This is a genomic window from Shimia marina, from assembly GCF_001458175.1.
Taxonomy (GTDB): domain Bacteria; phylum Pseudomonadota; class Alphaproteobacteria; order Rhodobacterales; family Rhodobacteraceae; genus Shimia; species Shimia marina.
Genome location: NZ_CYPW01000006.1, coordinates 1 through 26,761, shown reverse-complemented (window position 1 = coordinate 26,761; position 26,761 = coordinate 1). Strand labels below are relative to the sequence as shown.

Annotated in this window: 31 protein-coding genes; 20 read left to right on the top strand and 11 right to left on the bottom strand. The window is 58.6% G+C overall.

Annotated features, from left to right (window positions below; translation table 11 throughout):
• Window positions 1–82: 82 nt before the first annotated feature.
• The 8 genes from phnG to phnN are packed head-to-tail and all read left to right on the top strand — an operon-like array spanning window position 83 to window position 5,605.
• Window positions 83–526, top strand: coding sequence for a phosphonate C-P lyase system protein PhnG (phnG, locus tag SHM7688_RS02030; protein WP_058238360.1), 444 nt, complete (start codon window positions 83–85; stop codon window positions 524–526).
• Complete coding sequence (phnH, locus tag SHM7688_RS02025) at window positions 526–1,095, top strand: phosphonate C-P lyase system protein PhnH (protein WP_058238359.1); 570 nt, start codon at window positions 526–528, stop codon at window positions 1,093–1,095. The genes phnG and phnH overlap by 1 nt, the downstream gene beginning before the upstream one ends.
• Entirely contained in the window at window positions 1,095–2,201 is a 1,107-nt protein-coding gene (locus tag SHM7688_RS02020; protein WP_058238358.1) for a carbon-phosphorus lyase complex subunit, read from the top strand. The genes phnH and SHM7688_RS02020 overlap by 1 nt, the downstream gene beginning before the upstream one ends.
• Window positions 2,198–2,671, top strand: a complete 474-nt coding sequence (locus SHM7688_RS02015; protein WP_058238357.1) for a hypothetical protein — start codon at window positions 2,198–2,200, stop codon at window positions 2,669–2,671. The genes SHM7688_RS02020 and SHM7688_RS02015 overlap by 4 nt, the downstream gene beginning before the upstream one ends.
• Entirely contained in the window at window positions 2,668–3,537 is an 870-nt protein-coding gene (locus SHM7688_RS02010) for an alpha-D-ribose 1-methylphosphonate 5-phosphate C-P-lyase PhnJ (RefSeq protein ID WP_058238356.1), read from the top strand. Before SHM7688_RS02015 ends, SHM7688_RS02010 begins: the two co-directional genes overlap by 4 nt.
• A complete protein-coding gene (gene phnK, locus SHM7688_RS02005; RefSeq protein ID WP_058238355.1) occupies window positions 3,534–4,304 on the top strand; it encodes a phosphonate C-P lyase system protein PhnK in 771 nt (256 codons plus the stop codon). The genes SHM7688_RS02010 and phnK overlap by 4 nt, the downstream gene beginning before the upstream one ends.
• A gap of 57 nt (window positions 4,305–4,361) precedes the next feature.
• Complete coding sequence (gene phnL, locus SHM7688_RS02000; RefSeq protein WP_058238354.1) at window positions 4,362–5,051, top strand: phosphonate C-P lyase system protein PhnL; 690 nt, start codon at window positions 4,362–4,364, stop codon at window positions 5,049–5,051.
• Entirely contained in the window at window positions 5,051–5,605 is a 555-nt protein-coding gene (gene phnN, locus SHM7688_RS01995; protein WP_058238353.1) for a phosphonate metabolism protein/1,5-bisphosphokinase (PRPP-forming) PhnN, read from the top strand. Before phnL ends, phnN begins: the two co-directional genes overlap by 1 nt.
• On the opposite strand, the gene SHM7688_RS01990 is transcribed toward phnN, so the two are convergent.
• Window positions 5,587–6,270 (bottom strand): DUF1045 domain-containing protein, encoded by a 684-nt coding sequence (locus SHM7688_RS01990; protein ID WP_058238352.1) that lies wholly within the window; start codon window positions 6,268–6,270, stop codon window positions 5,587–5,589. The two genes, phnN and SHM7688_RS01990, sit on opposite strands and share 19 nt — an antisense overlap.
• A gap of 52 nt (window positions 6,271–6,322) precedes the next feature.
• Between SHM7688_RS01990 and SHM7688_RS01985 the strand changes: the two genes are divergently transcribed.
• Window positions 6,323–7,468 (top strand): alpha-D-ribose 1-methylphosphonate 5-triphosphate diphosphatase, encoded by a 1,146-nt coding sequence (locus SHM7688_RS01985; RefSeq protein WP_058238947.1) that lies wholly within the window; start codon window positions 6,323–6,325, stop codon window positions 7,466–7,468.
• A 76-nt stretch (window positions 7,469–7,544) separates the two neighbouring features.
• On the opposite strand, the gene SHM7688_RS01980 is transcribed toward SHM7688_RS01985, so the two are convergent.
• Both SHM7688_RS01980 and SHM7688_RS01975 read right to left on the bottom strand, forming a co-directional pair.
• Window positions 7,545–7,931: a VOC family protein gene (locus SHM7688_RS01980; protein WP_058238351.1), complete on the bottom strand. Its 387-nt coding sequence runs from the start codon at window positions 7,929–7,931 to the stop codon at window positions 7,545–7,547.
• Between the two features lie 104 nt (window positions 7,932–8,035).
• Window positions 8,036–9,634, bottom strand: coding sequence for a phosphoenolpyruvate carboxykinase (locus SHM7688_RS01975; protein WP_058238350.1), 1,599 nt, complete (start codon window positions 9,632–9,634; stop codon window positions 8,036–8,038).
• A 375-nt stretch (window positions 9,635–10,009) separates the two neighbouring features.
• Here SHM7688_RS01975 and SHM7688_RS01970 point away from each other — a divergent pair, with 375 nt between their 5' ends.
• The 7 genes from SHM7688_RS01970 to SHM7688_RS01940 are packed head-to-tail and all read left to right on the top strand — an operon-like array spanning window position 10,010 to window position 15,446.
• A complete protein-coding gene (locus SHM7688_RS01970) occupies window positions 10,010–10,711 on the top strand; it encodes a response regulator transcription factor (RefSeq protein WP_058238349.1) in 702 nt (233 codons plus the stop codon).
• 43 nt (window positions 10,712–10,754) lie between these two features.
• Complete coding sequence (locus SHM7688_RS01965; RefSeq protein WP_058238348.1) at window positions 10,755–12,440, top strand: sensor histidine kinase; 1,686 nt, start codon at window positions 10,755–10,757, stop codon at window positions 12,438–12,440.
• A 3-nt stretch (window positions 12,441–12,443) separates the two neighbouring features.
• Window positions 12,444–12,923: an HPr kinase/phosphorylase gene (locus SHM7688_RS01960; protein WP_083498838.1), complete on the top strand. Its 480-nt coding sequence runs from the start codon at window positions 12,444–12,446 to the stop codon at window positions 12,921–12,923.
• The gene (gene rapZ / locus SHM7688_RS01955; RefSeq protein WP_058238347.1) at window positions 12,924–13,856 is read left to right on the top strand and encodes an RNase adapter RapZ; all 933 of its coding nucleotides are present in this window, start codon (window positions 12,924–12,926) and stop codon (window positions 13,854–13,856) included.
• Window positions 13,853–14,245, top strand: a complete 393-nt coding sequence (locus SHM7688_RS01950) for a PTS sugar transporter subunit IIA (RefSeq protein WP_058238346.1) — start codon at window positions 13,853–13,855, stop codon at window positions 14,243–14,245. The genes rapZ and SHM7688_RS01950 overlap by 4 nt, the downstream gene beginning before the upstream one ends.
• Window positions 14,246–14,249: 4 nt before the next feature.
• Window positions 14,250–14,528: an HPr family phosphocarrier protein gene (locus SHM7688_RS01945; RefSeq protein WP_058238345.1), complete on the top strand. Its 279-nt coding sequence runs from the start codon at window positions 14,250–14,252 to the stop codon at window positions 14,526–14,528.
• A gap of 30 nt (window positions 14,529–14,558) precedes the next feature.
• Entirely contained in the window at window positions 14,559–15,446 is an 888-nt protein-coding gene (locus SHM7688_RS01940; protein WP_058238344.1) for a lysophospholipid acyltransferase family protein, read from the top strand.
• A gap of 114 nt (window positions 15,447–15,560) precedes the next feature.
• Here the strand turns inward: SHM7688_RS01940 and SHM7688_RS01935 are convergent, their stop codons facing one another.
• Window positions 15,561–16,436, bottom strand: a complete 876-nt coding sequence (locus tag SHM7688_RS01935; RefSeq protein ID WP_058238343.1) for a 3-hydroxybutyryl-CoA dehydrogenase — start codon at window positions 16,434–16,436, stop codon at window positions 15,561–15,563.
• A 160-nt stretch (window positions 16,437–16,596) separates the two neighbouring features.
• Here SHM7688_RS01935 and SHM7688_RS01930 point away from each other — a divergent pair, with 160 nt between their 5' ends.
• Window positions 16,597–17,433 (top strand): DUF6473 family protein, encoded by an 837-nt coding sequence (locus SHM7688_RS01930; protein ID WP_058238342.1) that lies wholly within the window; start codon window positions 16,597–16,599, stop codon window positions 17,431–17,433.
• An 89-nt stretch (window positions 17,434–17,522) separates the two neighbouring features.
• Here SHM7688_RS01930 and SHM7688_RS01925 read toward each other — a convergent pair whose 3' ends face one another.
• The 6 genes from SHM7688_RS01925 to SHM7688_RS01900 all read right to left on the bottom strand — a co-directional run bounded on the left by SHM7688_RS01925 (window position 17,523) and on the right by SHM7688_RS01900 (window position 21,870).
• A complete protein-coding gene (locus tag SHM7688_RS01925) occupies window positions 17,523–18,452 on the bottom strand; it encodes an electron transfer flavoprotein subunit alpha/FixB family protein (protein ID WP_058238341.1) in 930 nt (309 codons plus the stop codon).
• Window positions 18,452–19,210, bottom strand: coding sequence for an electron transfer flavoprotein subunit beta/FixA family protein (locus SHM7688_RS01920; RefSeq protein WP_058238340.1), 759 nt, complete (start codon window positions 19,208–19,210; stop codon window positions 18,452–18,454). The genes SHM7688_RS01925 and SHM7688_RS01920 overlap by 1 nt, the downstream gene beginning before the upstream one ends.
• A gap of 277 nt (window positions 19,211–19,487) precedes the next feature.
• A complete protein-coding gene (locus SHM7688_RS01915; protein WP_058238339.1) occupies window positions 19,488–20,060 on the bottom strand; it encodes a cob(I)yrinic acid a,c-diamide adenosyltransferase in 573 nt (190 codons plus the stop codon).
• A gap of 23 nt (window positions 20,061–20,083) precedes the next feature.
• Window positions 20,084–20,278: a twin transmembrane helix small protein gene (locus SHM7688_RS01910; protein ID WP_058238338.1), complete on the bottom strand. Its 195-nt coding sequence runs from the start codon at window positions 20,276–20,278 to the stop codon at window positions 20,084–20,086.
• 81 nt (window positions 20,279–20,359) lie between these two features.
• Window positions 20,360–21,193, bottom strand: a complete 834-nt coding sequence (locus tag SHM7688_RS01905; protein WP_058238337.1) for an SDR family NAD(P)-dependent oxidoreductase — start codon at window positions 21,191–21,193, stop codon at window positions 20,360–20,362.
• A gap of 89 nt (window positions 21,194–21,282) precedes the next feature.
• Window positions 21,283–21,870, bottom strand: coding sequence for an SH3 domain-containing protein (locus SHM7688_RS01900; RefSeq protein ID WP_058238336.1), 588 nt, complete (start codon window positions 21,868–21,870; stop codon window positions 21,283–21,285).
• Between the two features lie 161 nt (window positions 21,871–22,031).
• Here SHM7688_RS01900 and parC point away from each other — a divergent pair, with 161 nt between their 5' ends.
• Window positions 22,032–24,377, top strand: coding sequence for a DNA topoisomerase IV subunit A (parC, locus tag SHM7688_RS01895; protein ID WP_058238945.1), 2,346 nt, complete (start codon window positions 22,032–22,034; stop codon window positions 24,375–24,377).
• 28 nt (window positions 24,378–24,405) lie between these two features.
• On the opposite strand, the gene SHM7688_RS01890 is transcribed toward parC, so the two are convergent.
• Window positions 24,406–25,812: a cytochrome P450 gene (locus SHM7688_RS01890; RefSeq protein WP_058238944.1), complete on the bottom strand. Its 1,407-nt coding sequence runs from the start codon at window positions 25,810–25,812 to the stop codon at window positions 24,406–24,408.
• 126 nt (window positions 25,813–25,938) lie between these two features.
• Between SHM7688_RS01890 and SHM7688_RS01885 the strand changes: the two genes are divergently transcribed.
• Together SHM7688_RS01885 and SHM7688_RS01880 are read left to right on the top strand one after the other, a co-directional pair.
• Window positions 25,939–26,565, top strand: coding sequence for a hypothetical protein (locus SHM7688_RS01885; protein ID WP_144432464.1), 627 nt, complete (start codon window positions 25,939–25,941; stop codon window positions 26,563–26,565).
• 104 nt (window positions 26,566–26,669) lie between these two features.
• Window positions 26,670–26,761: GTP-binding protein (locus SHM7688_RS01880; protein ID WP_131822069.1), on the top strand; the 92-nt coding region annotated here is incomplete at its 3' end.

The following is a 26,761-nucleotide window of genomic DNA, read 5'->3' as shown; positions in this document are numbered from 1 at the left end:
GTGATGGATTGCGCGACTCGCGTCGCAAAGCTAACATTTGTCTAGTTGTATAGATTAATAGACAAATCGACAAGGTGTCTAGATGACCGCAGAGAATAACAGGCGCACATGGATGTCGCTGTTGGCCAAGGCGCCGGCAGAGCGGCTTAAGGCGCTTTGGCAGGCGTATGGCGCGGATCCCGCCTTTCACTGGCTGCGCACGCCAGAAATTGGCGCAACCATGGTGCGTGGACGCCTTGGGGGCACTGGGGCCCCTTTCAATCTTGGGGAAATGACGCTGACCCGTTGTGCCTTGCAGTTGGAGAGCGGCGAAGTGGGCCACGGCTATGTGCAGGGTCGTGACAAGCAGCAGGCTGAAGTGGCCGCGCTTGTGGATGCTTTGATGCAGGGGCCAGCGGCAGAGGCTGTGGAGACGGCGATCCTGACACCGCTTGCAGCGGAAATGATGGCGGCCAAAACCACCCGCGCACAGAAGGCTGCGGCGACGAAGGTGGATTTCTTCACCATGGTGCGGGGAGAAGACTGATGGACGCTGATGTATTGAAAGGCGGTTTCGCCAATGCCCCTGTGGATGCCGCACGGGCGTTTCGGGGGCTCATGACTGTGATGGCGCGTCCCGGTAAGTTGGAAACCCTGCAGGGCGCGCAACCACCGGCACCGGTCTCCGTCGCAGCGGGCACGGTGATCTTGACGTTATGTGATCCGGATACCCCGCTGCATCTGGCGGGCGACTGGGACTGCACGGCCATGCGCGATTGGGTGGCTTTCCATGTGGGGGCGCCAATTGTTGCGGCGGAGCAGGCCATGTTTGCGATTGGGCGTTGGGAAGATCTGGCGCCTTTGAGCCGCTTTGCCATTGGCACGCCGGAATATCCGGACCGCTCCGCTACATTGATTGTGGAGCGTGAGGTGCTTGCTTCCGCCGGAGCAACCCTGCGTGGCCCGGGCATCAAAGAGACGGCTGAGATGGCGCTGCCGGAAACAGAGGCCTTTCAGATGAACGCGCTGCTGTTCCCGCTGGGGCTAGACTTCTTCTTCACCTGCGGGGATCAGGTCTCCGCGCTGCCAAGAACAACGAAAGTGGAGGCGGCCTGATGTATGTTGCAGTGAAAGGCGGCGAGCGCGCGATTGATAATGCGCATGCCTGGCTGGCCGAAGAGCGCCGGGGTGATTTGAATGTGGCGGAGCTGTCCGTGGCGCAGATCCGTGAGCAGCTGGCATTGGCGGTGAACCGGGTGATGGCGGAAGGCTCGCTTTATGACCCTGATCTTGCCGCGCTGGCTATCAAGCAGGCGCGCGGCGACATGATTGAGGCGATTTTCCTCATTCGGGCCTATCGCACCACTTTGCCGCGCTTTGGCGTATCCTTACCGGTGAAGACAGAAGACATGGCCTGTGACCGTCGGGTATCGGCCACCTTCAAGGACGCGCCCGGCGGGCAGATTCTAGGGCCGACGTTTGACTACACCCACCGCCTGCTCGATTTTGCGCTGGCGGCAGAGGGCGAGACGCCTGTGGTTGAGCGTGGCGAAGCGCGCACGGAGCCGACGCCGCATATCACCGAGTTTCTTAACAAAGAGGGGCTGATCCAGACGGAAGTGGCCTCTGAGGAAACACCCGGTGATTTGACGCGTGAACCGCTGGAGCTGCCCGCAAACCGTCCGCTGCGCCTGCAGGCGCTGACGCGGGGGGATGAGGGGTTTGTGCTGTCGATGGCCTACTCCACGCAGCGGGGTTATGCGCGCAACCACGCCTTTGTGGGGGAACTGCGCATCGGCAAAGTGGCGGTGGAGATGGAAATCCCGGAGCTGGGCTTTGCCATCGAGATTGGCGAGATCGAGCTGACCGAATGTGAAACGGTGAACCAATTTCAGGGCTCCAAAACCGAGCCGCCGCAGTTCACGCGCGGCTATGGGCTGGTGTTTGGCCAGTCTGAGCGCAAGTCTATTTCCATGGCGCTCGTAGACCGTGCGCTGCGCTGGAAAGAGCTGGGTGAAGATAACCTTGGCGCGCCAGCGCAGGATGAGGAGTTTGTGCTTTATCACTCCGACAATATTCAGGCGACGGGGTTCTTGGAGCACATCAAACTGCCGCACTATGTGGATTTCCAGTCTGAGCTGGAGCTGATCCGCAAGCTGCGCCGTGAGGCGGCAGAGAACCTTGCTGCGGGTGAGACATCTGTGCAGGAGGCGGCGGAATGAGCGCCCTTGCTTTGGCTGTGAGAGAGGTGTTGCTGAGATCGTTTCCTGGCGATCAGTGGTTCGAGTTAAACGACCCCGCTCATGGGGAGCGAGCCAAGTTTTTGAAAGAACCCATAGTTCATCACAAGCATATGAGTGCGGCGGAGGGAGCGCTTAACGCTCTGGCTCAATTTGAATTGTGTGAACCCCTTTCCGGACTGTCGCCGCTTTGGATCTTGGCTCCAGAAGCAACGTTTTCTGCTTCTAAGATTACGCCTGCAGGTAACGCAATATTGGCCGGTGCTCTTATGGGGTTCAACGATGTGTTGGGCTTGAGTGACCAGCTTTGGGAGCCGATGCGAATCCCAAGTGAACTGACGTTGGCGTTTGAAGAAATTTGGGCACTTGGTGTGCTCGACAAAACTGATGGAGGCTTGATGTGGAACGACGAAGCCGCAGCAATCCTATATGCACGTGAGGGCATATCATGAGCGACTATAACTTTGCCTATCTGGATGAGCAGACCAAGCGGATGATCCGCCGTGCTATCCTGAAGGGGCTGGCCATTCCCGGCTATCAGGTGCCTTTTGCCAGCCGCGAGATGCCGATGCCTTATGGCTGGGGCACGGGGGGCGTGCAGGTCTCTGCCGCCACGCTGACGCCTGAAGACACGCTGAAGGTGATCGACCAGGGCGCGGATGACACCACCAATGCGGTGTCGATCCGCAAGTTCTTTGAGAAGACCGCCGGTGTGGCCACCACTGAGGAAACCGCACAGGCCAGTGTCATTCAGACCCGCCACCGTATTCCCGAAGAAGCGCTGCGTGAGGATCAGATTTTGGTCTATCAGGTGCCGATCCCAGAGCCGCTGCGCTTTCTGGAGCCGTCTGAGGTGGAAACCCGCAAGATGCACAGCCTTGAGGAATATGGCCTCATGCATGTGAAACTCTATGAGGACATTGCCAAACACGGCGCGATTGCCACTTCTTATGCCTATCCGGTGAAGGTGGAGGGCCGTTATGTGATGGATCCGAGCCCGATCCCGAAGTTTGACAATCCGAAGATGGAAATGGCGGCGATCCAGCTGTTTGGTGCGGGCCGTGAGCAACGGATCTATGCGCTGCCGCCTTACTGTCAGGTGGTGAGCCTTGATTTTGAGGATTTCCCGTTTGAGGCCAGCAAAGCCGAGCACCCTTGTGACATGTGTGGCGCAGAGGACAGCTATCTGGATGAGGTGATCATGGATGATGCAGGCAGCAGGATGTTTGTTTGCTCTGACACCGATTATTGCGCCAGCCGCCGTGCGGCCGGACATGTGGGGGCGCAGGCCGCAGCACTTGAGGAGACAGCCGCATGACGCCGCTTCTGAAAGTTGAGAATATCAGCAAATACTATGGCCAGCGAATTGGCTGCCAAGACGTCAATTTTGATCTCTACCCCGGAGAGGTCATGGGGATTGTTGGGGAGAGTGGGTCAGGCAAGTCGACTCTGCTCAACTGCCTCGCCGGTCATCTGACCCCAGAAACCGGCGAGGTGCTGTTTGAAATGCGCGACGGCGCGATGCGGGACACGGTCACCATGAGTGAGCCGGAGCGCCGCATGTTGAGCCGCACCGACTGGGCCTTTGTGCATCAGCATGCCCGCGATGGGCTGCGCATGAATGTGAGCGCTGGGGGCAACGTGGGCGAGCGGCTGATGGCCGTGGGCGCGCGCCATTATGGCAACATCCGCGCAGAGGCGGTTGACTGGCTGGGCCGGGTGGAGATCAGCGAGAGCCGCGTGGATGACCGCCCGACGCAGTTTTCCGGCGGGATGCAGCAGCGCCTGCAGATTGCGCGCAATCTGGTGACGGGGCCGCGGCTGGTGTTCATGGATGAGCCCACAGGGGGCCTTGATGTGTCCGTGCAGGCGCGTCTTCTGGATCTGTTGCGGGGGTTGGTGCGTGAAATGGGGCTGAGCGCCATCATCGTGACCCATGATCTGGCGGTGGTGCGCCTGCTCGCGGATCGGTTGATGGTGATGAAAGACGGCCATGTGGTGGAGACCGGCCTGACCGATCAGGTGCTGGATGATCCGCAGCATGCCTATACGCAGCTGCTGGTCAGTTCCGTTCTGCAAGTTTGACAGGTTGGGGGCTGTCTGCCCCCAAACCCCCGAGGATATTTGGGAATGAGAAATCAGATGATTGAGATTAGAGATCTGAGCAAGACCTTCACCCTGCACAATCAGGGCAGCGCGGTGATCCCGGTGATGGATGGGGCCAACCTGAGTGTGGCGCGCGGGGAATGTGTGGCGCTGACCGGGGCGTCTGGTGCTGGCAAATCCACTCTGATGCGGATGATCTATGGCAATTACCTGGCCGCAGGTGGGTCGATCGTCGTGGATGGCGTGGATGTGGTGCAGGCCGAGCCGCGCGAAATCCTGGCACTGCGGCGTGAGGTGCTGGGCTATGTGAGCCAGTTTCTGCGGGTTGTGCCACGGGTGCCGACACTGGATGTGGTGGCAGAGCCACTGCTGGCGGTGGGCGTGGAGGCCGAGGCGGCGCGGGAGCGTGCGCGGGATCTGCTGACCCAGCTGCGTATTCCAGAGCGGTTGTGGCAGCTGAGCCCGACGTCGTTTTCTGGCGGGGAGCAGCAGCGGGTGAACATTGCGCGCGGCTTTGCCCATAGCTATCCGGCGATGCTTTTGGATGAGCCGACAGCCTCGCTGGATGCGACCAACCGCGCCACGGTGCTGGGGTTGATTGAAGAGGCTAAGGCGCGCGGGGCGGCGATTGTCGGGATTTTCCACGATGAGGCGGCACGCGATCAGGTCTGTGACCGGGAGATTGATGTGTCTGTTTTCACGCCCGGCCTGCAGGGGGCGGCGTGATGGGCAACGCTGCGCTGCCAGCGCGGGTTGTGGGGGTCGTGGGGCCTTCCGGCGTGGGCAAGGACACGGTGATGGAGGCCATGGCGGCGGCGCGCGCCGATGTGGTTTTGGCGCGACGCGTGATCACGCGGGCGGCGGGCGCTGGTGGGGAGAATTCCATCGGGGCCACGGATGCAGAGTTTGATGCGCTGGTGGCCGAAGGCTCTTTTGCGCTGTGGTGGGCGGCCCATGGGCTGCGCTATGGCGTGCCGCGCAAGGCATTGCAACAAGCAGGTGCGCGGATTGTGCTGGTGAACCTGTCCCGTGGTGTGCTCGATCAGGCGCGGGCGGCGTTTGAGGATTTTGCCGTGCTTTCGCTGACCGCAGATGTGCAGACGCTGGCGCAGCGGCTGGCGGCGCGAGGACGGGAGAGCGAGGCGGAGATAGCTGCGCGTCTGGCCCGTGCTGGCGTGTCGCGCCCGGCGGGCGAAGATGTGGTGGAAGTGGCCAATGATGGGGCGCTGGCGGCCACGGTGGCCGCCGCGCTTGAGGCGCTTCAGCCGGTGAGGGCGTAGCGGTGGATTTCGTGAAACATCTGGCTGTCGTCTTCGCCCACCAGGGTCAGGCTGCTCACCACAAAGGGCTGTGGCAAGAGCGCTGTGATGTGGGGCAGAAGCGCGGCTTGGGTTTGTTCGGCATCTTTGCCAAGGCGGCCTGTGAGGGTGATGTGGAAGCGAAATTCCTCCATCACATAGGGGTATCCCCACTCTGCCAGCAGCGCTTCCTGCGCAGGCGACAGATTGGCCTGACGGCGGCGCGCCAGCTCCGCTTCAGAGGGCGGGCGGCGGAACATGTCGAGCTCGGTGACAGCGCGCGCGGCCAGTGCGGCCAGTGGTGTTTGATCGCCGTCGATTTTCAGCGCCAGAAAACTGCCGAGGCGGGACAGCGTCAGGCCGGGAAGTGTGACGGGGGGCAGTGTGACGCAGAGCCCGGCCAGCGCCTTTTGCAGCGCTTCTGGGCTTTGGTTATCTGCCAGAAAAAACGGCGGTTTGATGGTGCCGTGCAACCCGTATTTGCGCGGCGTGGTCGTGATCTCTTCCACAGGGCGCGGAAGATCTGCAATCTCCGGATGGGGGCAATGTTTGGCCGCGACAGGATCCCAGCCCAGCCATTGGGCGCCAAAATCGGCCAGAGCGCCGGGCTCTGGCGTGTAATAAATGCCGTATCTTCTGAACTGCATGTTGCCTCTTTCAACCTTTTGACAGCGAATGCCAAAAATGCGTGACACTCACATGACACAAGAGATGATCCTTGCAAATGCCACCCTTGTTTTGCCGACGGAGACCGTGACCGGATCTGTTGTTGTGCGGGACGGGGTGATTGCAGAGATGGATCAGGGAAGATCCGTGCCTCAGGGTTCGGTAGATTGCGCTGGCGATTTTATTGCGCCGGGCCTGATTGAGCTGCATACCGACAATCTGGAGCGGCATATGAGCCCGCGGCCCAAGGTCAACTGGCCGCATCAGGCGGCGATTGTGGCCCATGATGCGGAACTGGCGAGTGTCGGGATCACCACGGTGTTTGATGCGCTGCGGGTCGGGTCGATCCTGACGGATGGGCGGCGTGATTACGGCAAATATGCCCGTGCCGTGGCCGATGAGATCCTGTCGATGCGCGACAGTGGTGGGCTGCGGATCAGCCACCATATCCATCTGCGGGCGGAGACCTGTTCTGAAACCTTGGTGGATGAGCTGGCCGAGTTCGGGCCGGAAGATCGCATTGGCATTGTGAGCCTGATGGATCACACGCCCGGGCAGCGTCAGTTCACGGATCTCTCCAAATTCGAAGGCTATCTGCGCGGAAAATATGCGATGGATCCGGCGGCGTTTGAGGCCTATGTGCAGTTTCTCTATGGGCTGCATGACAAATTTGGCAAGCGCCATGAAGAGGCTACGGTGGCCGCTGCCAAGAGGTTTGGTGCGGTTCTGGCGAGTCATGATGACAGCACGCAGGCACAGGTGATGACCTCGGCGGGCTATGGCATTCATCTGGCGGAGTTTCCGACCACGGTTGAGGCGGCGCGCGCCAACCATAAGCACGGCATCGCCAATATCATGGGCGGGCCGAACCTTGTGCGGGGCGGCAGCCACTCCGGCAACGTGGCAGCGATGGATCTGGCGGACCAAGGCCTGCTGGACATCATTTCCTCCGATTATGTGCCGTCATCGCTGCTTTTGGGGGCAGTGATGCTGGGCAATGTCTGGGGGGATATGGCCAAGGGGCTGCACACGGTGACCGCAGCGCCGGCACGTTACACCAACCTGCAGGATCGCGGGCGACTCGAGGTGGGTTTGCAGGCGGATATGATCCGGTTCCGGCTGACCGAGGGCGTGCCCTCATTGCGGGCGGCGTGGCACAAGGGGGGGCGCTCTGCTTAGGCGAGCAGCTGTCTGGGGGGGCTTTGGCCGCCCTGAAATCTGCTGGTGACGCAATGGTGCGCAGGGACTGCGCACCCTACGAGGTGGTTGTGAAGAGGGCGAGCTTGTTGCCTTGGGGATCGCGCAGATAGGCGACGAAGAAATTGTCGCTGTAGGCCTCGCGAAAGCCCGGGGCACCCGCGTCTGCGCCACCTGCTAAGAGCGCGGCGGCGTGCAGATCGCGCACCTGCTGTTGGTTGTCTGCCTGAAAGGCCACCATGCTGCCGTTGCCTGCGGAAGCGGGCGCACCGTTGAAGGGGGCTTTGACATAGAAATCTGGGGAGGTTGGCGGCGTGCCGGGCGGGATGTAGCTGAGATCGCCATGATAGTGCTCAAGCCGGTAGCCGAGAGCGGGCAGGAAGGCTGAGTAGAAACGCTCTGCGGCGAGGATGTCGTCTGCGCCGACGGTGACATAAGCGATCATGTTGTGCTTCCTTTCAAGGGAAGCATAACAAGCAAATCAAGCACCGTATGCAAAAAAGCCCCGCGCAGGTGGCACGGGGCTTTTAAGTATAGCTGTTGAAGGGCTTAGCCGATGGCGGCGGCTTTCACGTCTGCGTCGATGTAAGGCAGATATTGCTCGAAGTTGTCGGCAAACATGCCCACCAGCTTGGCGGCTTGGGCGTCATAGGCGTCTTTGTCCGCCCAGGTGCCGCGTGGGTCGAGCAGGCTGTCATCTACACCCGGCACAGATACAGGCACTTCGAAGCCGAAGTTTGGATCCTTGCGGAATTCGACGTTGTTCAGGGAGCCGTCGAGGGCTGCGGTCAGCAGGCCACGGGTGGCTTTGATCGGCATGCGGTTGCCGGTGCCGTAGGCGCCGCCAGTCCAGCCGGTGTTGACCAGCCAGCAGGTGGTGCCGAATTCTGCGATCTTTTTGCGCAGCAGGGCGCCGTAGACTTCTGGACGGCGAGGCATGAACGGCGCACCATAGCAGGTAGAGAACGCCGGGGTTGGCTCGGTCAGGCCACGCTCGGTGCCTGCCATTTTGGCAGTGAAGCCGGACAAGAAGTGGTATTCTGCCTGCGCCGGGGTCAGACGTGCGATCGGAGGCAGGATGCCGAAGGCGTCGCAGGTCAGCATGATCACGTTTTTGGGGTGACCGCCAAGACCGTTGTCGGACGCGTTCGGGATCGACTCCAGCGGGTAGGCGCAGCGCATGTTTTCGGTGAGGCTCTTATCCTCGAAATCGAGCTCTTTGGTCTCTTCGTCATAGACCATGTTCTCGATCACGGTGCCAAACATCTTGGTGGTGGCATAGATCTCTGGCTCTGCCTCTGGGTTCAGGCCGATGGTTTTTGCGTAGCAGCCGCCTTCAAAGTTGAAAGTGCCACGGTCAGACCAGCCATGCTCGTCATCGCCAATCAGCGTGCGGTTTGGATCTGCAGAGAGCGTGGTTTTGCCCGTGCCGGAGAGGCCGAAGAAGATCGCCGCATCCACAGGGTTGTCTTTGGCGTGGTTGGCGGAGCAGTGCATCGGCATGATGCCTTTTTCCGGCAGCAGGTAGTTCAGCAGACCAAAGACGGATTTCTTGTTTTCACCAGCGTATTCGGTGTTGCCGATCAGGATCATCTTTTTCTCGATGTTGACCGCGATCACGGTCTCGGAGCGGCAGCCGTGCTTGGCCGGGTCGGCCTTGAAGCTTGGGCAGTTGATGATGGTGAAGTCTGATACGAAGCTGTCCAGCGCGTCGCGGTCAGGGCGGCGCAGCAGGTGGCGGATAAAGAGGTTGTGCCACGCCAGTTCGTTGACAACGCGCACGTTGATGGCATGAGCGGGATCCGCACCTGCGGTGAGATCCTGCACGAAGTAGTCGCGGCCCTTCATATGCTCCAGCATGTCGGCATGCAGGCGGTCGAAAGCATCGCTTTCCATCTCGTGGTTGTTTTCCCACCAGATGGTGCCTTCGGTCATCGGCGTGCGGACTGTGAACTTGTCTTTGGGAGAGCGGCCGGTGAATTCACCGGTGCTGACCAGGAAAGTCCCACCGTTGCCCAGCGTGCCTTCGTTGCGCTTCAGCGCAGACTCAATGAGGGCGGGCTCCATAAAGTTGTAATAGACATTGCCCAGACCTTCGATCCCTTGATCTTCGAGGCGGAACTGCGGGTTGACCCGTCCAAATGTCATTATCTTACTCCTGTAGCCGCGTGTGCTGTGGCGGCGGTCTTTGATTGTCCTCGGAACGAAATTTTCTTGCGCATGGGCAGATTCCGAGAGGCGACAGGGCGGTCTTAACATGCCGATTATTAAGAAGAACAGGAGGGTTTCCATCAGTTAGCGCAACCAAATGCAGGTTAGCGCAATCAAGTTTTCCGATGGGAAAGATCTTGCCGATTGTGCAGGCGAAAGTGAGGCAATTTAGCCATTGCTTAGCGAAATTGTGGCCAAATATGTCCGGTTTGCGACCCGAATCGCACTTTTACATTGATTGCCTGGGCTTTGAATGCGCATAATGCTTCAAAAAAACAGGCACATAATAAGAGCAGAATAAGGAACCGTCCGATGTCGAAAATCGCCCTCGTGGATGACGACAGGAATATCCTGACGTCGGTTTCCATTACCCTTGAGGCTGAAGGGTTTGAAGTCGAGACCTACAACGACGGCCAGCAAGCGCTGGACGCATTTAATAAGAAACTCCCGGATATGGCTGTGCTGGACATTAAGATGCCCCGCATGGATGGCATGGACTTGTTGCAGCGTCTGCGCCAGAAAACCAGTATGCCGGTGATCTTCCTGACCTCCAAAGATGATGAGATCGACGAAGTGCTCGGTCTGCGCATGGGGGCCGATGATTATGTTAAGAAACCGTTTTCCCAACGTCTTCTGGTAGAACGCATTCGTGCGCTCCTGCGCCGCCAAGAGGCTGTGGACAGTGATATCGTTGGAGAAACCGAAGATACGAAGATCATGGAACGCGGTGAGCTGACCATGGATCCGCTGCGCCATTCGGTGAGCTGGAAAGGGCAGGATGTGACGCTGACCGTCACAGAGTTCCTTTTGTTGCAGGCACTGGCACAGCGTCCCGGGTTTGTGAAATCGCGCGATCAGTTGATGGACGTGGCCTATGATGATCAGGTCTATGTCGATGACCGCACCATTGACAGCCATATCAAACGCCTGCGGAAAAAGATGCGTAGTGCAGACCCGGAGTTCTCGGCGATTGAGACGCTCTATGGCATCGGCTATAGATACAATGAAGAATAACGACGCATAGTCACATTAGGCCGGAAGGACCAACGTGCAGGACATGGCCCAAGGGAGGGATGGGGACGTTGTTTTGGGCGATGATTGGGTCGCACCGGAAGCCAACGTCCAGAAAGAGCTCAGGGGCCGGCGTGAACGACGCCGGCTTTTGCCGCTTTCGAAGTCCCCGCTGACCCGAAAAATCATAACTTTCAATTTGATCGCGCTTCTCGTGCTGGTCACGGGTATTCTGTTTCTCAACAGCGCCCGCGACAGTTTTGCGGTGCAGCGCGCCGCAGGGCTCGTGACCGAGGCCCGGCTGATTGCCGGAGCGTTTGAAGCGCAGTTGCCTGCTGGGGCGCCTGTCAATCTGGCAACTGGTGACGGCATTGATGTGGCGGCCACATTGGAAAAGCTGCCGCTTCAGATTGGCACCAGCGTTTCGGTTTTTGACGGCTCCCCCACTGTGGTGGGCGCAAAAGAAGGTGTGGCCTCTGCGGAAGCGGCCGAAACTCTGGCCGAAAGGCCGGAAGGCACGCCCTTGACCTCTAGTCTCAACCGAGTGTGGGATGCCATTGCCGGCTCTGGAGGGGACGCGCAATTGGCGGTCCCTGATTTGGCGGATCAACTTGCGGATCTGGCCGCAGATGCCGTATCAGGCATGGAGACGCTCGATACGCTGACCGATGCCTCCGGGGATCGAGTTTTTGCCATGGCAGTGCCCATTCAGCAGGGCGAGCGGGTGATTGGGGCAGTTGTGTTGACCAGCGCGGCGGGCGAACTTGATCAGATGGTCCGTTCTGAGCGGGAGCGGGTCTTGCAGATGTTCCTGATTGCCACTGTGGTTTCTGTTGGCCTGTCCATGGTGCTGGCCTCGACGATTTCCAATCCACTGTCTGACTTGGCCGCGGCGGCAGAACTGGGCCGGGACAGCGACAGCCGCAAGGTAAACCCAGGGCGCGTGCGCATTCCTGATCTGACGGCGCGGCCAGATGAGATTGGGCGGCTGTCAGGGGCGTTGCGCGGCATGGTGTCCGCACTTTATGAGCGCATCGACAGCAACGAACAATTCGCTGCAGATGTGGCGCATGAGATCAAGAATCCATTGGCGTCGCTGCGCTCTGCCGTGGGCTCGCTACGGCTGGTCAAGAAAGAAGAGCATCGTACAAAACTACTGGATGTGATTGAGCATGATGTGCGGCGGCTGGATCGGCTGGTCAGTGATATTTCCAATGCATCGCGTCTGGACAGTGAGTTGGTGAAGGAAGAAGAAGAGAACTTCGATCTGTTGTCCATGATTGGCAATCTGGCGCAGTATCTGGGCGAGGATGCACAGGGCAAAGGCATTGATTTCATTTCTGACCTTCCGGATGATCCCATCGAAATCAATGGGCTGGAAGCGCGGCTGGCGCAGGTGTTTGTCAATCTGATCACCAATGCGATCAGCTTCTGTGAAGAAGGGGATGCGATCCGGGTTTGGGCGCGCAAGCGGGAAAACCGGGTGTTGGTTGTTGTTGAAGACACGGGCCCCGGTATTCCGGAGCAGTCGCTTAACAAGATCTTCAATCGTTTCTATTCACACCGGCCTGAATCTCAGTTCGGCAATAACTCCGGTCTTGGATTGGCGATTTCCAAGCAGATTGTCGAGGCCCATGGCGGTGTGATCTGGGCCGAGAATATCCGTCCGACGGATGCGGATGTCACGTCTGAGCCGCTGGGTGCCCGCTTCGTTGTTGGCTTGCCGGTGTGACCTATGACAGGCGCAAAGGATCTTTTCTCCTCTGCGCCTGACGCTAACGCGGTGTCCTCTGATGACGATGCGCTGTTTCTGCATGCCTCCTGTGTGGCGGACAATGGGCGCGCGGTTCTGATCCGGGGAGCTTCGGGGCGGGGCAAGTCTTCGCTGGCACTTCAGATGATGGGGTATGGCGCGGATCTGGTTGCGGATGATCAAACCATCGTGTGCCGCAAGGGTGCATCGCTTTATGTGCGCGCGCCAGACACCACGCGCGGATTGATCGAAGCGCGGGGGGTGGGCATTCTGAAAGCCAGCCCGGTGGGTGAGGCGCAGCTGCATCTGGTGGTGGATTTGGATGGGCGCGAAGAGGATCGCCTGCCACATCCGCGTGAAACCCGCATTTTGGGCTGTGTCGTGCCTTTGCTTCTGGGCGTGGATGCCGCATATTTCGCAGCAGCGATATTGCAGTTTCTACGCCATGGAAGGAATGCATAGATGCCTACGTCTACATCCGCCCCCCAAAAGACCCCTCTGGTTCTCCTGACCGGCCCATCCGGGGCAGGGCGCACCACGGCGATCAAGGCGCTCGAAGATGTGGGATATGAGACCATAGACAATCTTCCGCTGGGACTATTGCAGCGCCTGTTGTCTGGTCAGCCACTCAAGCAGCCCATGGCTCTTGGGTTGGATGTGCGGAACCGGGACTTTTCTCCTCAGGCGCTTTTGGCGGCGATGAAATTGGCCAATGCGTTGCCGGATACCGCTGCGGAGTTGTTGTATCTGGATTGTCGTGCGGATGTGCTGCGTCGGCGCTACAATGAGACGCGGCGCAACCACCCGATGGCCCGTCAGGAGGATCCTACCGAAGGCATCCAGCGCGAGTTGTCCCTGTTGCAGGGGGTGCGTGGGCATGCTGATGTGCTGATTGATACCTCTGAATTGAGCCCGCATGAGCTGCGTCAAGCGGTGTCCACGCGATTTGCGCCGTCGCAGGATCAGGCGATTGGGCTGACGGTGCAGTCTTTCAGCTACAAACGCGGGCTGCCGCAGGGGGCGGACATCGTTATGGATTGTCGCTTTTTGCATAATCCGCATTGGCAGCCGGAGTTGCGGGATATGGACGGCGGGGATGCGCCTGTGGGCGCCTATGTGGCGCGGGATCCGGGCTATGCGCCTTTCATCGCGGGGCTGGAAAACATGCTGACGCATCTTTTGCCGGGCTATATCCGGGAAGGGCGCAGCCACCTGCTGATTGCATTTGGCTGTACCGGGGGCAAACACCGCTCAGTCTTTGTGACTGAGACCTTGGCCGAATCCCTTGCAAATAGGGGCTGGCAGGTGTCTATAAGACACCGCGAGCTCAACCGGTTTGCCTCTTTGTCGGGGCAACGGCCGGCCAGCGCAGAGGATGGGGAACAGTCAGCTTGATCGGGATAGTGATCGTGGCACATGGCGGGTTGGCCAAGGAATACCTGGCCGCCATGGAGCATGTTGTGGGGGCACAGGGCAGCGTACAGGCCATCACGATTGAGGCCGAACATGACCGTCCTCAGAAACAACGCGAAATTTGTGAGGCCGCCGATCAGGTGGATCAGGGCGATGGCGTTGTCGTCGTGACAGATATGTTTGGTGGATCTCCCTCGAATTTAAGCCTGCGGGCCTGTGCGCCGGTCAACCGCCGTATTCTGTATGGCGCCAATTTGCCGATGTTGATCAAATTGGCCAAGAGCCGGCATTTGCCGGTGGCCGATGCGGTGAGCGCTGCGCTGGACGCCGGGCGCAAATACATTGACAGTCAAAATATTCAAACAGGGTAGACATATGAGCGACATCGTCCACCGTACGCTGCAGATCGTGAATGAAAAGGGACTGCACGCAAGAGCTTCTGCCAAGCTGGTTGAAGTGGTTGAGGGTTTTGACGCCTCTGCAGAAGTGTCAAAGGATGGCTTGAGTGCGGGCGGTGACAGTATTATGGGTTTGCTGATGTTGGCCGCTTCCAAAGGTACCAGCATTGACGTTGCAACCAGCGGGCCGGATGCGCCAGCCTTGGCCGATGCCATTGAGGCACTTGTTTCAGACAAGTTCGGCGAGGGCTTTTGAGTTCGGCTTGAGCGGGACAGGAAAGAACAGTTGGTAGATACGGTGCCAGAGGCGCAGGTGACAGAGCCTGCAAATGAGACGGATGGTCAGATCTATGACCGCCGTACGCTGACCTATGCCAACTCCTTTGACGACCGCTGGACCGCGTTGGCCATTCGCGCAATCGAATGGTGCACGGGTAAGTTGACCGTGCTGCGTATGGTCAACAAGTTTGAGCGCGACAATGAGCAATACCGTGGTCAGAAGTTCTGGCGTGGGGCGCTCAATGTCATGGGGATCGAGCTGCAGACCCCGGTTGAACAACTGGAGAACATTCCGACAGACGGTCCTGTTGTGGTGGTGGCGAACCACCCACACGGGATGGTGGACGGCATGATCTTTGCCGATCTCATTGGTCGCCGCCGTCAGGATTATCGCATTCTGACACGCTCTGTTTTGACCGGACTGGACGAAGCCGCCTCCAGTTTCATGATTCCGGTGCCTTTCCCTCATGATCCAGACGCGCAACGCAAGATGGTGGAGATGCGTGGAAAGGCCATGGCGCATCTGAAAGAGGGGGGCGTTGTTGCACTGTTCCCGTCGGGGGTTGTGATGAGCTCTGAAACATGGTTCGGCCCTGCCATTGAGCAGGAGTGGAATGTGTTCACTGCGCAGATGATCCGCCGGTCTGGTGCGCGCGTGGTGCCGATCTTCTATCCAGGACAGAACAGCCGAGCCTATCAGATTGCCAATAAGCTGTCCCCTATTCTGCGCCAGGGGCTTTTGTTGCATGAAATCGTGCGCTCTTGTCACAAGCCACAGAAACCTGTGGTGGGCGCTCCTTTGACGGATGAGCAGATGGCGCGTCTGCAGACCGATCCAAGAGGTTTTATGGCTTGGCTGCGCCAGCATACGCTGGATCTGGGCAAAGAGAGTTAAGCTTCACACCCCATAATGGGGCCTGCTCTAAAGGCGACCTGATCTCTGTGGAGTGTGTTTTACAGATTTTGAGAGGTGAAAGGCGGAGTAAGTCCCCGCCTTCGCTGTGTATGTTTAGCGGGTCGGAACAGGCACATCGCCGCGGTAGTCATAGAAACCCCGTTTGGTTTTGCGGCCCAGCCAGCCAGCCTCGACATATTTGGTCAACAGCGGGCAGGGGCGATACTTGGTATCTGCCAAACCGTCATGTAGGACGTTCATGATCGCCAGACAGGTGTCCAGCCCGATGAAATCTGCCAGTTCCAGCGGCCCCATCGGATGGTTCGCACCCAGTTTCATGGCGTTGTCGATTGAAGCCACGTTACCCACCCCTTCATAGAGCGTGTAGCAGGCCTCGTTGATCATTGGGATCAGGATACGGTTCACGATAAAGGCCGGGAAGTCCTCGGCGCTGGCCGCGGTTTTACCGAGGCGTTCCACAATGTTCAGGCAGGTCTGATAGGTTGGCTCATCTGTGGCAATGCCGCGGATCAGTTCAACCAGCTTCATCATGGGCACCGGGTTCATGAAGTGAAAGCCCATGAAGCGCTCGGGGTGGTCGGTGCGGCTGGCCAGACGGGTGATGGAGATGGAAGATGTATTAGACGTGAGGATCGTGTCTGGGCCGAGATGGGGTTTGAGCGTGTCAAAGATTTGATGTTTGATTTCTTCGCGCTCGGTTGCAGCTTCGATCACCAAATCTGTGGTTCCCAGATCCGGGAGTTTCAACGTGGTGTTGATGCGGGCCATCGCCTCTGCCTTCGCCTCAGCAGAAATCTTTTCACGGCTCACCTGACGTTCCAGGTTTTTGTCGATTCGGCCAACAGCGGCATCAAGGGCGTCTTGGCTGATGTCATTCAAAAGCACATCATATCCGGCCAGTGCCATCACATGGGCAATGCCATTTCCCATCTGGCCCGCGCCGACGACGCCAATTGTGTTGATGTCCATCTTTTTAACCCTCTCAGACGTTTGAGCTGACCTTATGCCCGGGGGTGGTTGAGCTGCAAGAGGGGGCAGAGGCTAAAAATTAGCTCAAAAGCCCGCATTAGCCTTTTCGCAACGGCTTTGCGCGACTCTCTCTAGTGGGTGAGAAAATTAGGGTGAGAAAATGTCTTACGAAAAGATGGTTGGCGAGGAGCTCAATTACGAGCCCTGCCAATACGGAGAGTCGCGGCTGACATTCCGCGGCCCTCAGAAAAGTCTCGAGGCGCCATATATCGCGTTTCTGGGTGGCACGGAAACTTACGGGAAATTTGTCCCGCAACCGTTTGTGGAAATTCTCGATGAGGCAATGGAACAAACCTGTGTTAATCTGGGGTATCTGAATGCCGGGATCGACGCGTTTCTGTCTGAGCCGGCGATATTGGAAATTGCGCAGCAGTCTGAGGTGACGGTCGTTCAGATCATGGGCGCGCAGAATATGTCCAATCGCTATTATAAAGTGCATCCTCGGCGCAATGACCGCTTTATTGGGGCGTCCAATATGATGCAGATGGTTTTCAATGAGGTCGACTTCAGCGAATTCCATTTTACACGCCACATGCTGGGCACATTATGCGCGCGTACACCGGATCGTTATGCGATGGTACGTGACGAGCTGCGCATGGCGTGGAGTGCGCGCATGAAGCTGTTGTTGAACACAATTGGCGGCAAGATTGTGCTGCTTTGGGTGGCGGATCATGCGCCGGACACGGCTTTGGGGACCAGCGGTCTTGGCCCGGATCCACTGTTTGTGGATCGGCTGATGATCGAAGAACTGCGCCCGCTGGTGGCCGATGTGGTGGAAGTGGTGGCCAGTCAGACGGCGCTTTCCCAAGGGGTGGAGGGCATGCAGTTCACGGATCTGGAGCGGGTGGCGGCGCAGCGGATGCTCGGGGTGCAGGCCCATGTCGAGGCGGCGCAGGCCTTGTCCAAAAGTCTTGAGGCTGTGTTGAGCGGCACCTGAAGGTCGCTCCACACTGCTTAAGTCACGCAAAAAGGCCCGCCGATGTGGCGGGCCTTTTGTTTTTTGTGGTTTGAAGCAAGCGCTGTGGCTTAGCCGAGTTTCTCGGTCAGGGCTGGGACGGCCTCAAAGAGGTCGGCTACCAGACCGTAGTCAGCCACCTGGAAGATGGGCGCTTCTTCGTCTTTGTTGATCGCAACGATGATCTTGGAGTCTTTCATGCCCGCAAGGTGCTGAATGGCGCCGGAGATCCCTGCTGCGATGTAAAGCTCAGGAGCCACAACCTTACCGGTCTGACCCACCTGCCAGTCGTTTGGTGCGTAACCGGAGTCCACCGCAGCGCGCGAGGCCCCAACAGCGGCACCCAGCTTGTCGGCCAGCGCTTCGATGATTTTGAAGTCTTCCTCGGAGCCAACACCGCGGCCACCGGAGACTACCACGCCAGCGGAGGTCAGCTCAGGACGGTCACTTTCGGCAACCTTGTCCTCAACCCACTCAGACAGGCCGGGGTTTTCGGCTGCGCCCGCGGTTTCAACGGAGGCTGCGCCGCCTTCGCCCGCTGCGTCAAAGCTTGCGGTCCGGAAGGTGATGACCTTCTTGGCGTCAGAAGATTTCACGGTCTGGATCGCGTTGCCCGCGTAGATCGGGCGCTCAAAGGTGTCGCCGTCCACAACGCCGGTCACATCCGACAGCACCATCACGTCCAACAGCGCCGCCACACGTGGCAGGATGTTTTTGGCGTCAGTGGTGGCGGGCGCTACGATGTGGCTGTAGTCGCCTGCGAGGGACACGATCAGCGCAGCAGTTGGCTCGGCCATACGGTGGCCAAGGGACGCATCCTCAGCAACCAGAACCTTGGCAACACCATCGATTTTCGCGGCAGCTTCGCCCGCGGCCGCGGCGGATGCGCCTGCGGCCAGAACGGTCACATCACCCAGCGCTTTGGCCGCAGTGACAGCTTTGGCGGTGGCGTCCAGCGCCAGTTCGCCATTGGTTACTTCTGCGAGAAGAAGAACAGCCATTATACAGCCCCCGCTTCTTTGAGTTTCTCAACCAGCTCATCCACGGAGCCGACCATGATGCCTGCGGCACGCTCAGAAGGCTCAGAGGTTTTCACGATTTCCAGACGCGGGGAGGTATCGACGCCGTAGTCGGCAGCGGTTTTCTCATCCAGCGGCTTTTTCTTGGCCTTCATGATGTTTGGCAGAGACGCATAGCGCGGCTCGTTCAGACGCAGGTCGACCGAGATGATGGTTGGGGTGTTGACTTTGATGGTCTGCAGACCGCCGTCCACCTCGCGGGTCACCACGGCTTTGTCGCCGTCGATGTCCACTTCAGAAGCGAAGGTCGCCTGGGACCAGCCCAGAAGCGCCGACAGCATCTGACCGGTGGCGTTCATGTCGTTGTCGATCGCCTGTTTGCCGCAGAGCACGAGGCCCGGCTGCTCTTCTTCGACAACTTTGGCCAGGATCTTGGCCACGGCCAGCGGCTCGATGTCCTGATGCACATCTTCTGCGGCCACAACCAGAATGGCGCGGTCCGCGCCCATCGCCAGCGCGGTGCGCAGCGTTTCCTGGGCTTGTTTCACACCGATGGAGACCGCGACGATTTCGTCGGCCTTACCGGCTTCTTTCAAACGGATGGCCTCTTCGACTGCAATCTCATCGAATGGGTTCATCGACATTTTGACGTTCGCGAGATCGACACCGGTCCCGTCCGCTTTCACACGAACTTTCACGTTGTAGTCAATCACGCGCTTGACAGGTACTAGTACCTTCATGGGCGTTGGACTCCTCAAAGTTTGTCAAAGCCGCCAGAGGCAGCTCATCCGGATGCTCTCACCGTGTTGATATATATTTGCGCCCGGCGAAAACAGAGCAAAATCGTCACGTTTTGGCGCAACGACGTCGCGTATGGAGCTTTTCACGCGACGTTCTTTGCAAGAATGTTTCCGCGTTGCAGAAAGTTTACGTAAGGAGAGATCGCGTCAACTTATGTGTTAGCGCAACCCCATGCTGTTTTCGCCAAAACCGATTCGGAGGGAACGCCGCCGGTGCTTAGCGATTGGCGCCGGGCACCCAGAGCACATCATCCGCACCGTTGTTGTTGGCCACGCGGGAGGCCACAAAAAACCAGTCACTCAATCGGTTAAGATAGGTGACCGCGTCTGCATTCACATCTTCAGTCTGCGCCAGTTCCACGGAGAGACGTTCGGCGCGGCGTGCCACAGTGCGGCAGATATGCAGGTGGGCGGCCAATGCGGATCCGCCGGGCAGAACGAAGCTGCGCAGAGGGGTCAAATTGGCATTCATCGCATCAATTTCATCTTCCAGACGGGTGACTTGACTGTCGGTCATGCGCAGCGGCGGGTACTCGGCTTGGGCGTCTTTGGCCATATCCGGGCGGCACAGGTCCGCGCCCAAATCAAAGAGATCGTTCTGAATACGCATCAGAGCCGCATCCATTTCGCCTGCGGCATGCAGGCGTGCTACGCCCAGTGCGGCGTTGAGTTCATCAGAGGTGCCATAGGCGGCCACGCGGCCATCGTATTTGGCAACGCGCGCGCCATTGCCCAGAGCGGTGGTGCCCTTGTCACCGGTGCGGGTGTAAATCTTGTTGAGTACGACCATGGTCAGCCCTTTTTATATGCGTTTCAGCGCAGCCAGACGAAGGCGAGGATCAGGAGCACCGCCACAAATTGCGCGCCGATTCGGAGGCGCATGATTTTGTTTGCGTGTTTGCGGTTAAACTCGCCACCTTTGGCGAACCCGCCGACGCCGATCATCAAAATGATCAGCACGCCAACACAGGCTGCTGCGGCAACCCAAAAAAGGGGATCATTGGCCATTCGTCTGCTCCGTTTTGCTGAGGTGGGTTGGGTTTAGCCCGAAGGCGATCCAAACTGAACCACAATTGGCTCTACGTTGTGTCATCCTTTTGCGATCACCCAATCCAAGATTTCTGTCGGTAGGGTGCGGCGCAGCACATTCATGAAGTGAGCAGGCTTGGTCACCCGGTACCTTGCGCGGGGACGGGGGGCCTCCAGTGCATGAATGAGTTTGTTGCACACTGCGCTGGCGGGCAACTCAAAGGGATCAAGGCTGGAATTCTTTTGGGAGAATCGCTTGAGCAGTCCGGTGCGGTAGGCCTCTGCATGGGGAGAGTTTTCCCAGTCGATCCAGTGAAAGAACTGGGTCGCATTGTTGCGCCGCATGGCCGAGGTGATGGGGCCGGGCTGGATCAGAGAAACATGGAGAGGTGTGTCACGCAGCTCCAGGCGCAGGCAGTCGCTCCAGCCTTCAAGCGCGTGCTTTGACGCCACATAGGCACCTCGATAGCGCAGGGAGACATAGCCCAGAACTGAGGAGTTGTTGACGATGCGGCCGTGTCCCTGTTGGCGCATGACGGGCAGCACCTGTTGGGTCAGATCATGCCAGCCGATCAGGTTGCTTTCCATGAGGGTGCGCAATCCGGCGGCGGGTAAGTCTTCAACCGCGCCGGGCAGACCGCGGGCACCATTGTTAAAAAGCGCATCCAAGGTGCCGCCAGTGGCCTCCAACACATCCTTTAGGCCGGAGCGGATCGTGTCAGGCGCGCAGTAGTCAATCAAGGGGCTTTCAAAGCCCTGTTTGATCAGGCGCTTGCAGTCTTTTTGACTGCGGCAGCTTGCAAAGACACGCCACCCGCGATCACGCATGGTTTGTGCTGCGGCAAGTCCTATGCCGCTGGAGCAGCCCGTGATCAGGAGGGATTTTTGTGACATTGGTTGCCCTGCGGTATGCACGTTTGTTTGCAGGGCAGACTACGGGGAAGAGGAGAGGGCGCAAACCCCTATTGAGAGCGAGCGGCCTGTCAGTTTGCCGCAGTGATCATCTTTGCAGACATCCATCCGATCTGACCGGACTCTTCGTCGCGCAATTTGACCCAGCCGTTTCCGTTTTCGCGCAGCACTTGCACTTCTTGTCCGCGTGCCAGAACCGTGAGTATGCCAAAAGACGTGCCGGGGCCGCCACGCATGTTCACGCGGCTTCCGCGCACAAGGCGCATATCGGGTTTGGGGGGCTGCACTGCGGCGGAGGCTGGGACCACCTCGGATTGCGATTCGGCTGGGGCGTTGAGCGAGAGGAGGGGGGCGCCCGGCGTAGCAAAAGCGGCGGCGCCATTGGCGAGGGAGGCCACAACGATTTCCGCGCCATCGGTCGACGGAGAATAGAGGGTTGCCGGTTGCGTGACCTGCGTCGGCTGCGCACTTGCAGCAGCGGCTTGTACAAGCGGCACGGTTGTTGTGTCCGAAGGTGTGCTTGCGGTGGATGCGGCGGGAGTCGCCTGCGCCACGGTTTGGGATGCCACGCGCGATTTTGGTTCAAAGTCTGATCCGCCGCTGAGTTCCCAGAAAACCCAACCCATAAAGCCAAAGCTGATTAAAATGAATTTGTTCACAACAATACCCTCGCGATACTCAATTCGCTCAAACGACTCGATGTCATTTAAAGCGTGTGAGGGGTTAACATGGACCTCACTATAGCACGGCGGGGAAAAAACGGCGATAGTTCCCGCGCATGCGCTTTACCGTCGCGACGCCAAAAGCTATCACCCTGTGTATGACAGACCTGATCGATGACGACGAGCTCCCCACCCAGAACGTAACGGAACCGCTGCGGCGCGCCATTGGCGACCGCTACCTGACTTATGCGCTGAGTACGATCATGCACCGCGCTTTGCCTGATGCGCGGGACGGGTTGAAGCCGGTCCACCGGCGAATCCTTTATGCGATGCGAGAGTTGAAGCTTTCGGCCACCGGGGGCTTCCGTAAATCAGCCAAGATTTCTGGCGACGTTATGGGGAACTATCACCCACACGGCGATGCCGCGATTTATGATGCGATGGCGCGTCTGGCGCAGGATTTCAACGTGCGTTACCCGTTGGTGGACGGGCAGGGTAACTTCGGTAACATCGACGGGGATAATCCTGCGGCGAGCCGATATACCGAGGCCCGCATGACCTCTGTCGCGGAAGCGCTGTTGGAAGGTCTGAACGAGGATGCTGTTGATTTTCGGGAGAATTACGACGGCACGTTGAGTGAGCCTGTGGTGCTTCCGGCGACCTTCCCGAATCTCTTGGCCAATGGGGCCAGCGGGATTGCCGTGGGGATGGCGACAAACATTCCGCCGCACAATATCAGTGAGCTGTGCGACGCCTGTCTGCATATGATTAAGACGCCGGATGTGCGCGAAGATACGTTGCTCAATTATGTGCCGGGGCCGGATTTTCCGACCGGTGGCGTGATTGTGGAACCTGCTGAAAACATCGCGCAGGCTTACCGCACGGGGCGTGGGTCTTTCCGGCTGCGCTGTAAATGGGAGAAGGAGGATCTGGGGCGGGGTCAGTGGCAGATTGTGGTCACGGAGATCCCCTATCAGGTGCAAAAATCCAAGCTGATCGAGAAGCTCGCTGAGCTGATCCAAACCAAGAAAGTGCCCATTCTGGCGGATGTGCGTGATGAATCCGCCGATGACATCCGCTTGGTGCTGGAGCCACGCAGCAAGAATGTCGAGCCGGATGTTCTGATGAACATGCTCTATCGCAGCAGTGATCTTGAGATTCGATTCTCTCTCAATATGAACGTCTTGATTGATGGCGTGACCCCCAAGGTCTGCTCCATGAAAGAGGTTCTGCGCGCGTTTCTGGATTTCCGCCGTGAGGTGCTGATCCGCCGCTCCAAGCACCGGATGGAGAAAATCGACCACCGTCTGGAAGTGTTGGAAGGCTTCATCATTGCCTTCCTCAACCTGGATCGGGTGATCGACATCATCCGCTATGATGATGCGCCCAAACAGGCGTTGATGGCGGAGAACTGGGATCTGGATCACGCGCGGGCCACCAGTGAGAAGGATTATAAGTCTCCGCTGCCGAGCAGTGGTGTAAGCCAACTTACCGAGGTGCAATCTGAGGCGATCCTCAACATGCGCCTGCGCAGTTTGCGTCGTCTGGAAGAGTTGGAGCTGATCCGGGAGCGGGATGCGCTGCAGGAAGAGCGCGCGGGCATCGTTGCGCTTTTGGGCAGTGAAGACATGCAGTGGGAGCGCATTTCTGACCAGCTCAAAGAGGCCAAGAAGACGTTTGGCAAAGGCTATGAAGGTGGCGCGCGGCGCACCGTCTTCGCCGAAGCTGCCGAGGTCGAAGAAGTGCCGATTGAGGCGATGATTGACCGCGAGCCCGTGACGATTGTCTGCTCCCAGATGGGCTGGATCCGGGCCATGTCCGGCCACATCGATCTGACTCGCGAACTCAAATTCAAGGATGGCGACGGGCCGCGGTTTATCTTCCATGCAGAGACCACGGATCGTTTGCTGATGTTTGGCAGCAACGGGCGGTTTTACACCCTGAGTGCGGCTAATCTGCCCGGTGGGCGCGGCATGGGAGAACCTGTGCGCCTGATGGTGGATTTGCCAAATGAAGCCGAGATCGTCGATATTTTTGTGCATAAGCCGGAGGGGCGTCTGCTTGTGGCGTCAACCGCTGGTGACGGGTTTGTGGTGCCGCAGAAGGATGTGATTGCCCAGACACGCACCGGTAAACAGGTGCTCAACGTCAAAGACGATGTGAAAGCGATGATCTGTAAACCGGTGGCGGGCGATCACGTGGCTGTGGTGTCCAAGAATGGCCGGTTCCTTGTCTTCCCCGTTGAGGAGCTTCCAGAACTTGGGCGCGGCAAAGGGGTGCGCATTCAGAAGTACAATATGGCACGCGGGCGTCAGGGCACGCTTGAGCTGGATGGCGGGCTGTCTGACATCACCACCTTTAAGTGGGAAGAGGGGCTCACCTGGTCCATGGGCAACAGCGGTAAGACGCGCCATGAGCAAGATCTCTCGGACTGGTTGGCCAAACGCGCAAGCGTCGGGAAGAAGCCGCCCTATGGCTTTCCCAAAGACAATAAGTTCAAATGAGTTTCGGGGGCCGTTTGGCCCCCGTGTCTTATGTGAGGGCCGCAGGTGTTTTTGACCTGAGCGGCTTCGCAGTCAGCCAAACCCCGCCTTCTGGTCTGAGCGTGAGGATCATGACCGGTTTTGGCGGCCGGCCGGAGACCTCTTCAAATTGAAACCGCCGCAGCAGGGTTGCGAGGATGATCACAGCTTCCTGAATGGCAAAATTCGCGCCGATACAGATGCGGGGGCCGTCGCCGAAGGGCAGGTAGGCGTAGCGGTCAATTGACTTGCGATCGGCAAAGCGGTCCGGATCGAAACTGTCTGGATTGTTCCAGAGTTGGTGGTGGCGACCAAGCGCATAGATCGGGATCATTACGGTGTCGCCGGGTCGAATCTCACGCGCACAGAGCCTATCTGCTTTCTGCGCTGTGCGCGATATGATGCCCGCCGGAGGATAGAGGCGCAGCGTCTCTTCCACGATCTGGCGCAGGTAGGCGAGCTGGGCCACATGCGCTCCGGTGATGGGGGCGTTGCCACATATGTTGGCAATCTCTGCGCGGGCTTTGCTCTGCACCTGCTGATCAAATGCACAGAGATAGAGCGCCCATGCCAATGTGAGCGCGGTGGTTTCATGGCCGGCAACGATGAAGGTCAGCAGGTTGTCGCGCAACTCTGCGGTGTTCATGCGTTTCTTGGTCTCAGGATCTTCACCCGCCAGCAACAGATCAAGCAAATCAGGTAAGCCTTTGCTACCCCGCTGGCGCCGGGCCTCAATCGCGGCGTCGGCGACTTTTTTCATGCCTCCCACGGCGTGGCCCGACATCATGCGCCCCGGGCGGGGCACCCAATCGGGCACCCCCAGCATATCAAGCAGAGAGATTTTGCCGGCTTCCGCGATATAGGCGTCGATGGCGCGATGCACCCCGTCGCTGTCAAAACTGCCATCGCCAGAAAATGTCACCTCCGAAATCACGTCAAAGGTGGTGGCAACCATCTCCTCAAGCAGGTCCACCGCGCGCGGCCCTGCGGCGGCGATGCGATCGGCTGCGCGGTCGGCGGCCGCGGCCATGGTCGGTGTCAGATTGGCAATATTGCGATGGGAGAAGACCGGGGCAGCCGCGCGACGCTGCCAGCGCCAATGGGCGCCTTCGGCAATAAAAAGACTGTCACCGATGGCCGGGCGCAGGATGTTTTTGGTGGCTTTGGATTTGGGGTAATCCTCAACTTTGGTGAGCAGCATCTGACGGATGGCACCGGGGTCCATCACCATATGCCAGCGCAGGCCAGTGCGTCCGGAGACCATAGGTTGGCGTACAGCGATCTCTGGCAGGATGTTGAGCAGATTGCTGCGGGCCGCTTTCAAAGATCCAAAGAGTCCCAAAGGCTCAGTGGCAAGCTGAGCGCGCACAGGAACGGCGGGGTGGTCGTGGCTAAGAGGTGAAGCAGGCTGCGACATCATGAACTCCTTACGGATCAGGATAAGCGGGAGATCACTACCCGCAAAGCCCACGATTGCGCGATTGAGGGGCATCGGCTATGTCAGCGTTCAAAGAAGAACGACGAGCGGTTGGGAATTTCGCCTATGTTGAGACTGGTTATGGGCCTTGTGGCGCTGGCTGCACTGGTGGCCTGCACGACGCCCACCAAGAATGTCACCGACGAGACGCTGGATCTTGGGGATTTTGTGCTGGGGCACAATATCGTCGTCGCGCGGGACATCCAAAAAGGAGTTTTGTCGCGGGAAGCGGATACCGATGCGTTTATTGCCTCGATGAAAAACGCCATTGATGCCCGCATGGGGGCGAGCCGCTATGACGGCACGCGGCTTGTGCATTTTGGCGTGAACATCAATGGCTATGTCTTGGCCCAGAAAGGGGTGCCAATTGTGTTGCAGCCCAGGTCAGGGCTGATCATCTCCGTGACCGCATGGGATGACCGCGCCGGTGGCAAATTCAACGAAGAGGCCAAGGAGATCTTTGTGCTGGAAACCTTCACTGGCGGCTCCTTGATCGCGTCCAGCGGTTTCAGCATGACGGCGCAGGAGCAGATGGACAACCTGACGTATAATGCGGCCCGCCAGATCGAGAAGTGGATGCATGAGAATGCGGCCTGTCTGGTGGATGACGTGCCGGCGGATGTGCTTGCGGCCTGTTGGCAGGACAACCGCAATGAGGAAATGCGCCAGAAGCTGGCAGAACAACAGAAGTGATTAAGCGAAAGTAAGCTTGATTTTTTGCGCGCAACGCAATATGTCGCGCGCGGTAGAGGAAAACGGGCCAATATCGGCCCACACCAAAGTAGAAGGCGCCCGAGATGGCAAAGGAAAAGTTTGAGCGCAGTAAACCGCACTGCAACATCGGCACCATTGGTCACGTTGACCACGGTAAAACCACACTGACAGCTGC

Coding starts and splice junctions, on each gene's coding strand:
- SHM7688_RS02010 (WP_058238356.1), top strand. CDS start 2,668: ATGAGCGACTATAACTTTGCCTATCTGGATGAGCAGACCAAGCGGATG.
- SHM7688_RS01890 (WP_058238944.1), bottom strand. CDS start 25,812: ATGTCGCAGCCTGCTTCACCTCTTAGCCACGACCACCCCGCCGTTCCT.
- SHM7688_RS01990 (WP_058238352.1), bottom strand. CDS start 6,270: ATGCAGTTCAGAAGATACGGCATTTATTACACGCCAGAGCCCGGCGCT.
- SHM7688_RS01910 (WP_058238338.1), bottom strand. CDS start 20,278: ATGGCCAATGATCCCCTTTTTTGGGTTGCCGCAGCAGCCTGTGTTGGC.
- SHM7688_RS02020 (WP_058238358.1), top strand. CDS start 1,095: ATGTATGTTGCAGTGAAAGGCGGCGAGCGCGCGATTGATAATGCGCAT.
- parC (WP_058238945.1), top strand. CDS start 22,032: ATGACAGACCTGATCGATGACGACGAGCTCCCCACCCAGAACGTAACG.
- rapZ (WP_058238347.1), top strand. CDS start 12,924: ATGCCTACGTCTACATCCGCCCCCCAAAAGACCCCTCTGGTTCTCCTG.
- SHM7688_RS01930 (WP_058238342.1), top strand. CDS start 16,597: ATGTCTTACGAAAAGATGGTTGGCGAGGAGCTCAATTACGAGCCCTGC.
- SHM7688_RS01970 (WP_058238349.1), top strand. CDS start 10,010: ATGTCGAAAATCGCCCTCGTGGATGACGACAGGAATATCCTGACGTCG.
- phnK (WP_058238355.1), top strand. CDS start 3,534: ATGACGCCGCTTCTGAAAGTTGAGAATATCAGCAAATACTATGGCCAG.
- SHM7688_RS01925 (WP_058238341.1), bottom strand. CDS start 18,452: ATGGCTGTTCTTCTTCTCGCAGAAGTAACCAATGGCGAACTGGCGCTG.
- SHM7688_RS01975 (WP_058238350.1), bottom strand. CDS start 9,634: ATGACATTTGGACGGGTCAACCCGCAGTTCCGCCTCGAAGATCAAGGG.
- SHM7688_RS01980 (WP_058238351.1), bottom strand. CDS start 7,931: ATGATCGCTTATGTCACCGTCGGCGCAGACGACATCCTCGCCGCAGAG.
- SHM7688_RS01985 (WP_058238947.1), top strand. CDS start 6,323: ATGACACAAGAGATGATCCTTGCAAATGCCACCCTTGTTTTGCCGACG.
- SHM7688_RS01885 (WP_144432464.1), top strand. CDS start 25,939: ATGTTGAGACTGGTTATGGGCCTTGTGGCGCTGGCTGCACTGGTGGCC.
- SHM7688_RS01935 (WP_058238343.1), bottom strand. CDS start 16,436: ATGGACATCAACACAATTGGCGTCGTCGGCGCGGGCCAGATGGGAAAT.
- phnN (WP_058238353.1), top strand. CDS start 5,051: ATGGGCAACGCTGCGCTGCCAGCGCGGGTTGTGGGGGTCGTGGGGCCT.
- SHM7688_RS01905 (WP_058238337.1), bottom strand. CDS start 21,193: ATGTCACAAAAATCCCTCCTGATCACGGGCTGCTCCAGCGGCATAGGA.
- phnG (WP_058238360.1), top strand. CDS start 83: ATGACCGCAGAGAATAACAGGCGCACATGGATGTCGCTGTTGGCCAAG.
- SHM7688_RS01945 (WP_058238345.1), top strand. CDS start 14,250: ATGAGCGACATCGTCCACCGTACGCTGCAGATCGTGAATGAAAAGGGA.
- SHM7688_RS01965 (WP_058238348.1), top strand. CDS start 10,755: ATGGCCCAAGGGAGGGATGGGGACGTTGTTTTGGGCGATGATTGGGTC.
- phnL (WP_058238354.1), top strand. CDS start 4,362: ATGATTGAGATTAGAGATCTGAGCAAGACCTTCACCCTGCACAATCAG.
- SHM7688_RS01915 (WP_058238339.1), bottom strand. CDS start 20,060: ATGGTCGTACTCAACAAGATTTACACCCGCACCGGTGACAAGGGCACC.
- phnH (WP_058238359.1), top strand. CDS start 526: ATGGACGCTGATGTATTGAAAGGCGGTTTCGCCAATGCCCCTGTGGAT.
- SHM7688_RS01920 (WP_058238340.1), bottom strand. CDS start 19,210: ATGAAGGTACTAGTACCTGTCAAGCGCGTGATTGACTACAACGTGAAA.
- SHM7688_RS02015 (WP_058238357.1), top strand. CDS start 2,198: ATGAGCGCCCTTGCTTTGGCTGTGAGAGAGGTGTTGCTGAGATCGTTT.
- SHM7688_RS01960 (WP_083498838.1), top strand. CDS start 12,444: ATGACAGGCGCAAAGGATCTTTTCTCCTCTGCGCCTGACGCTAACGCG.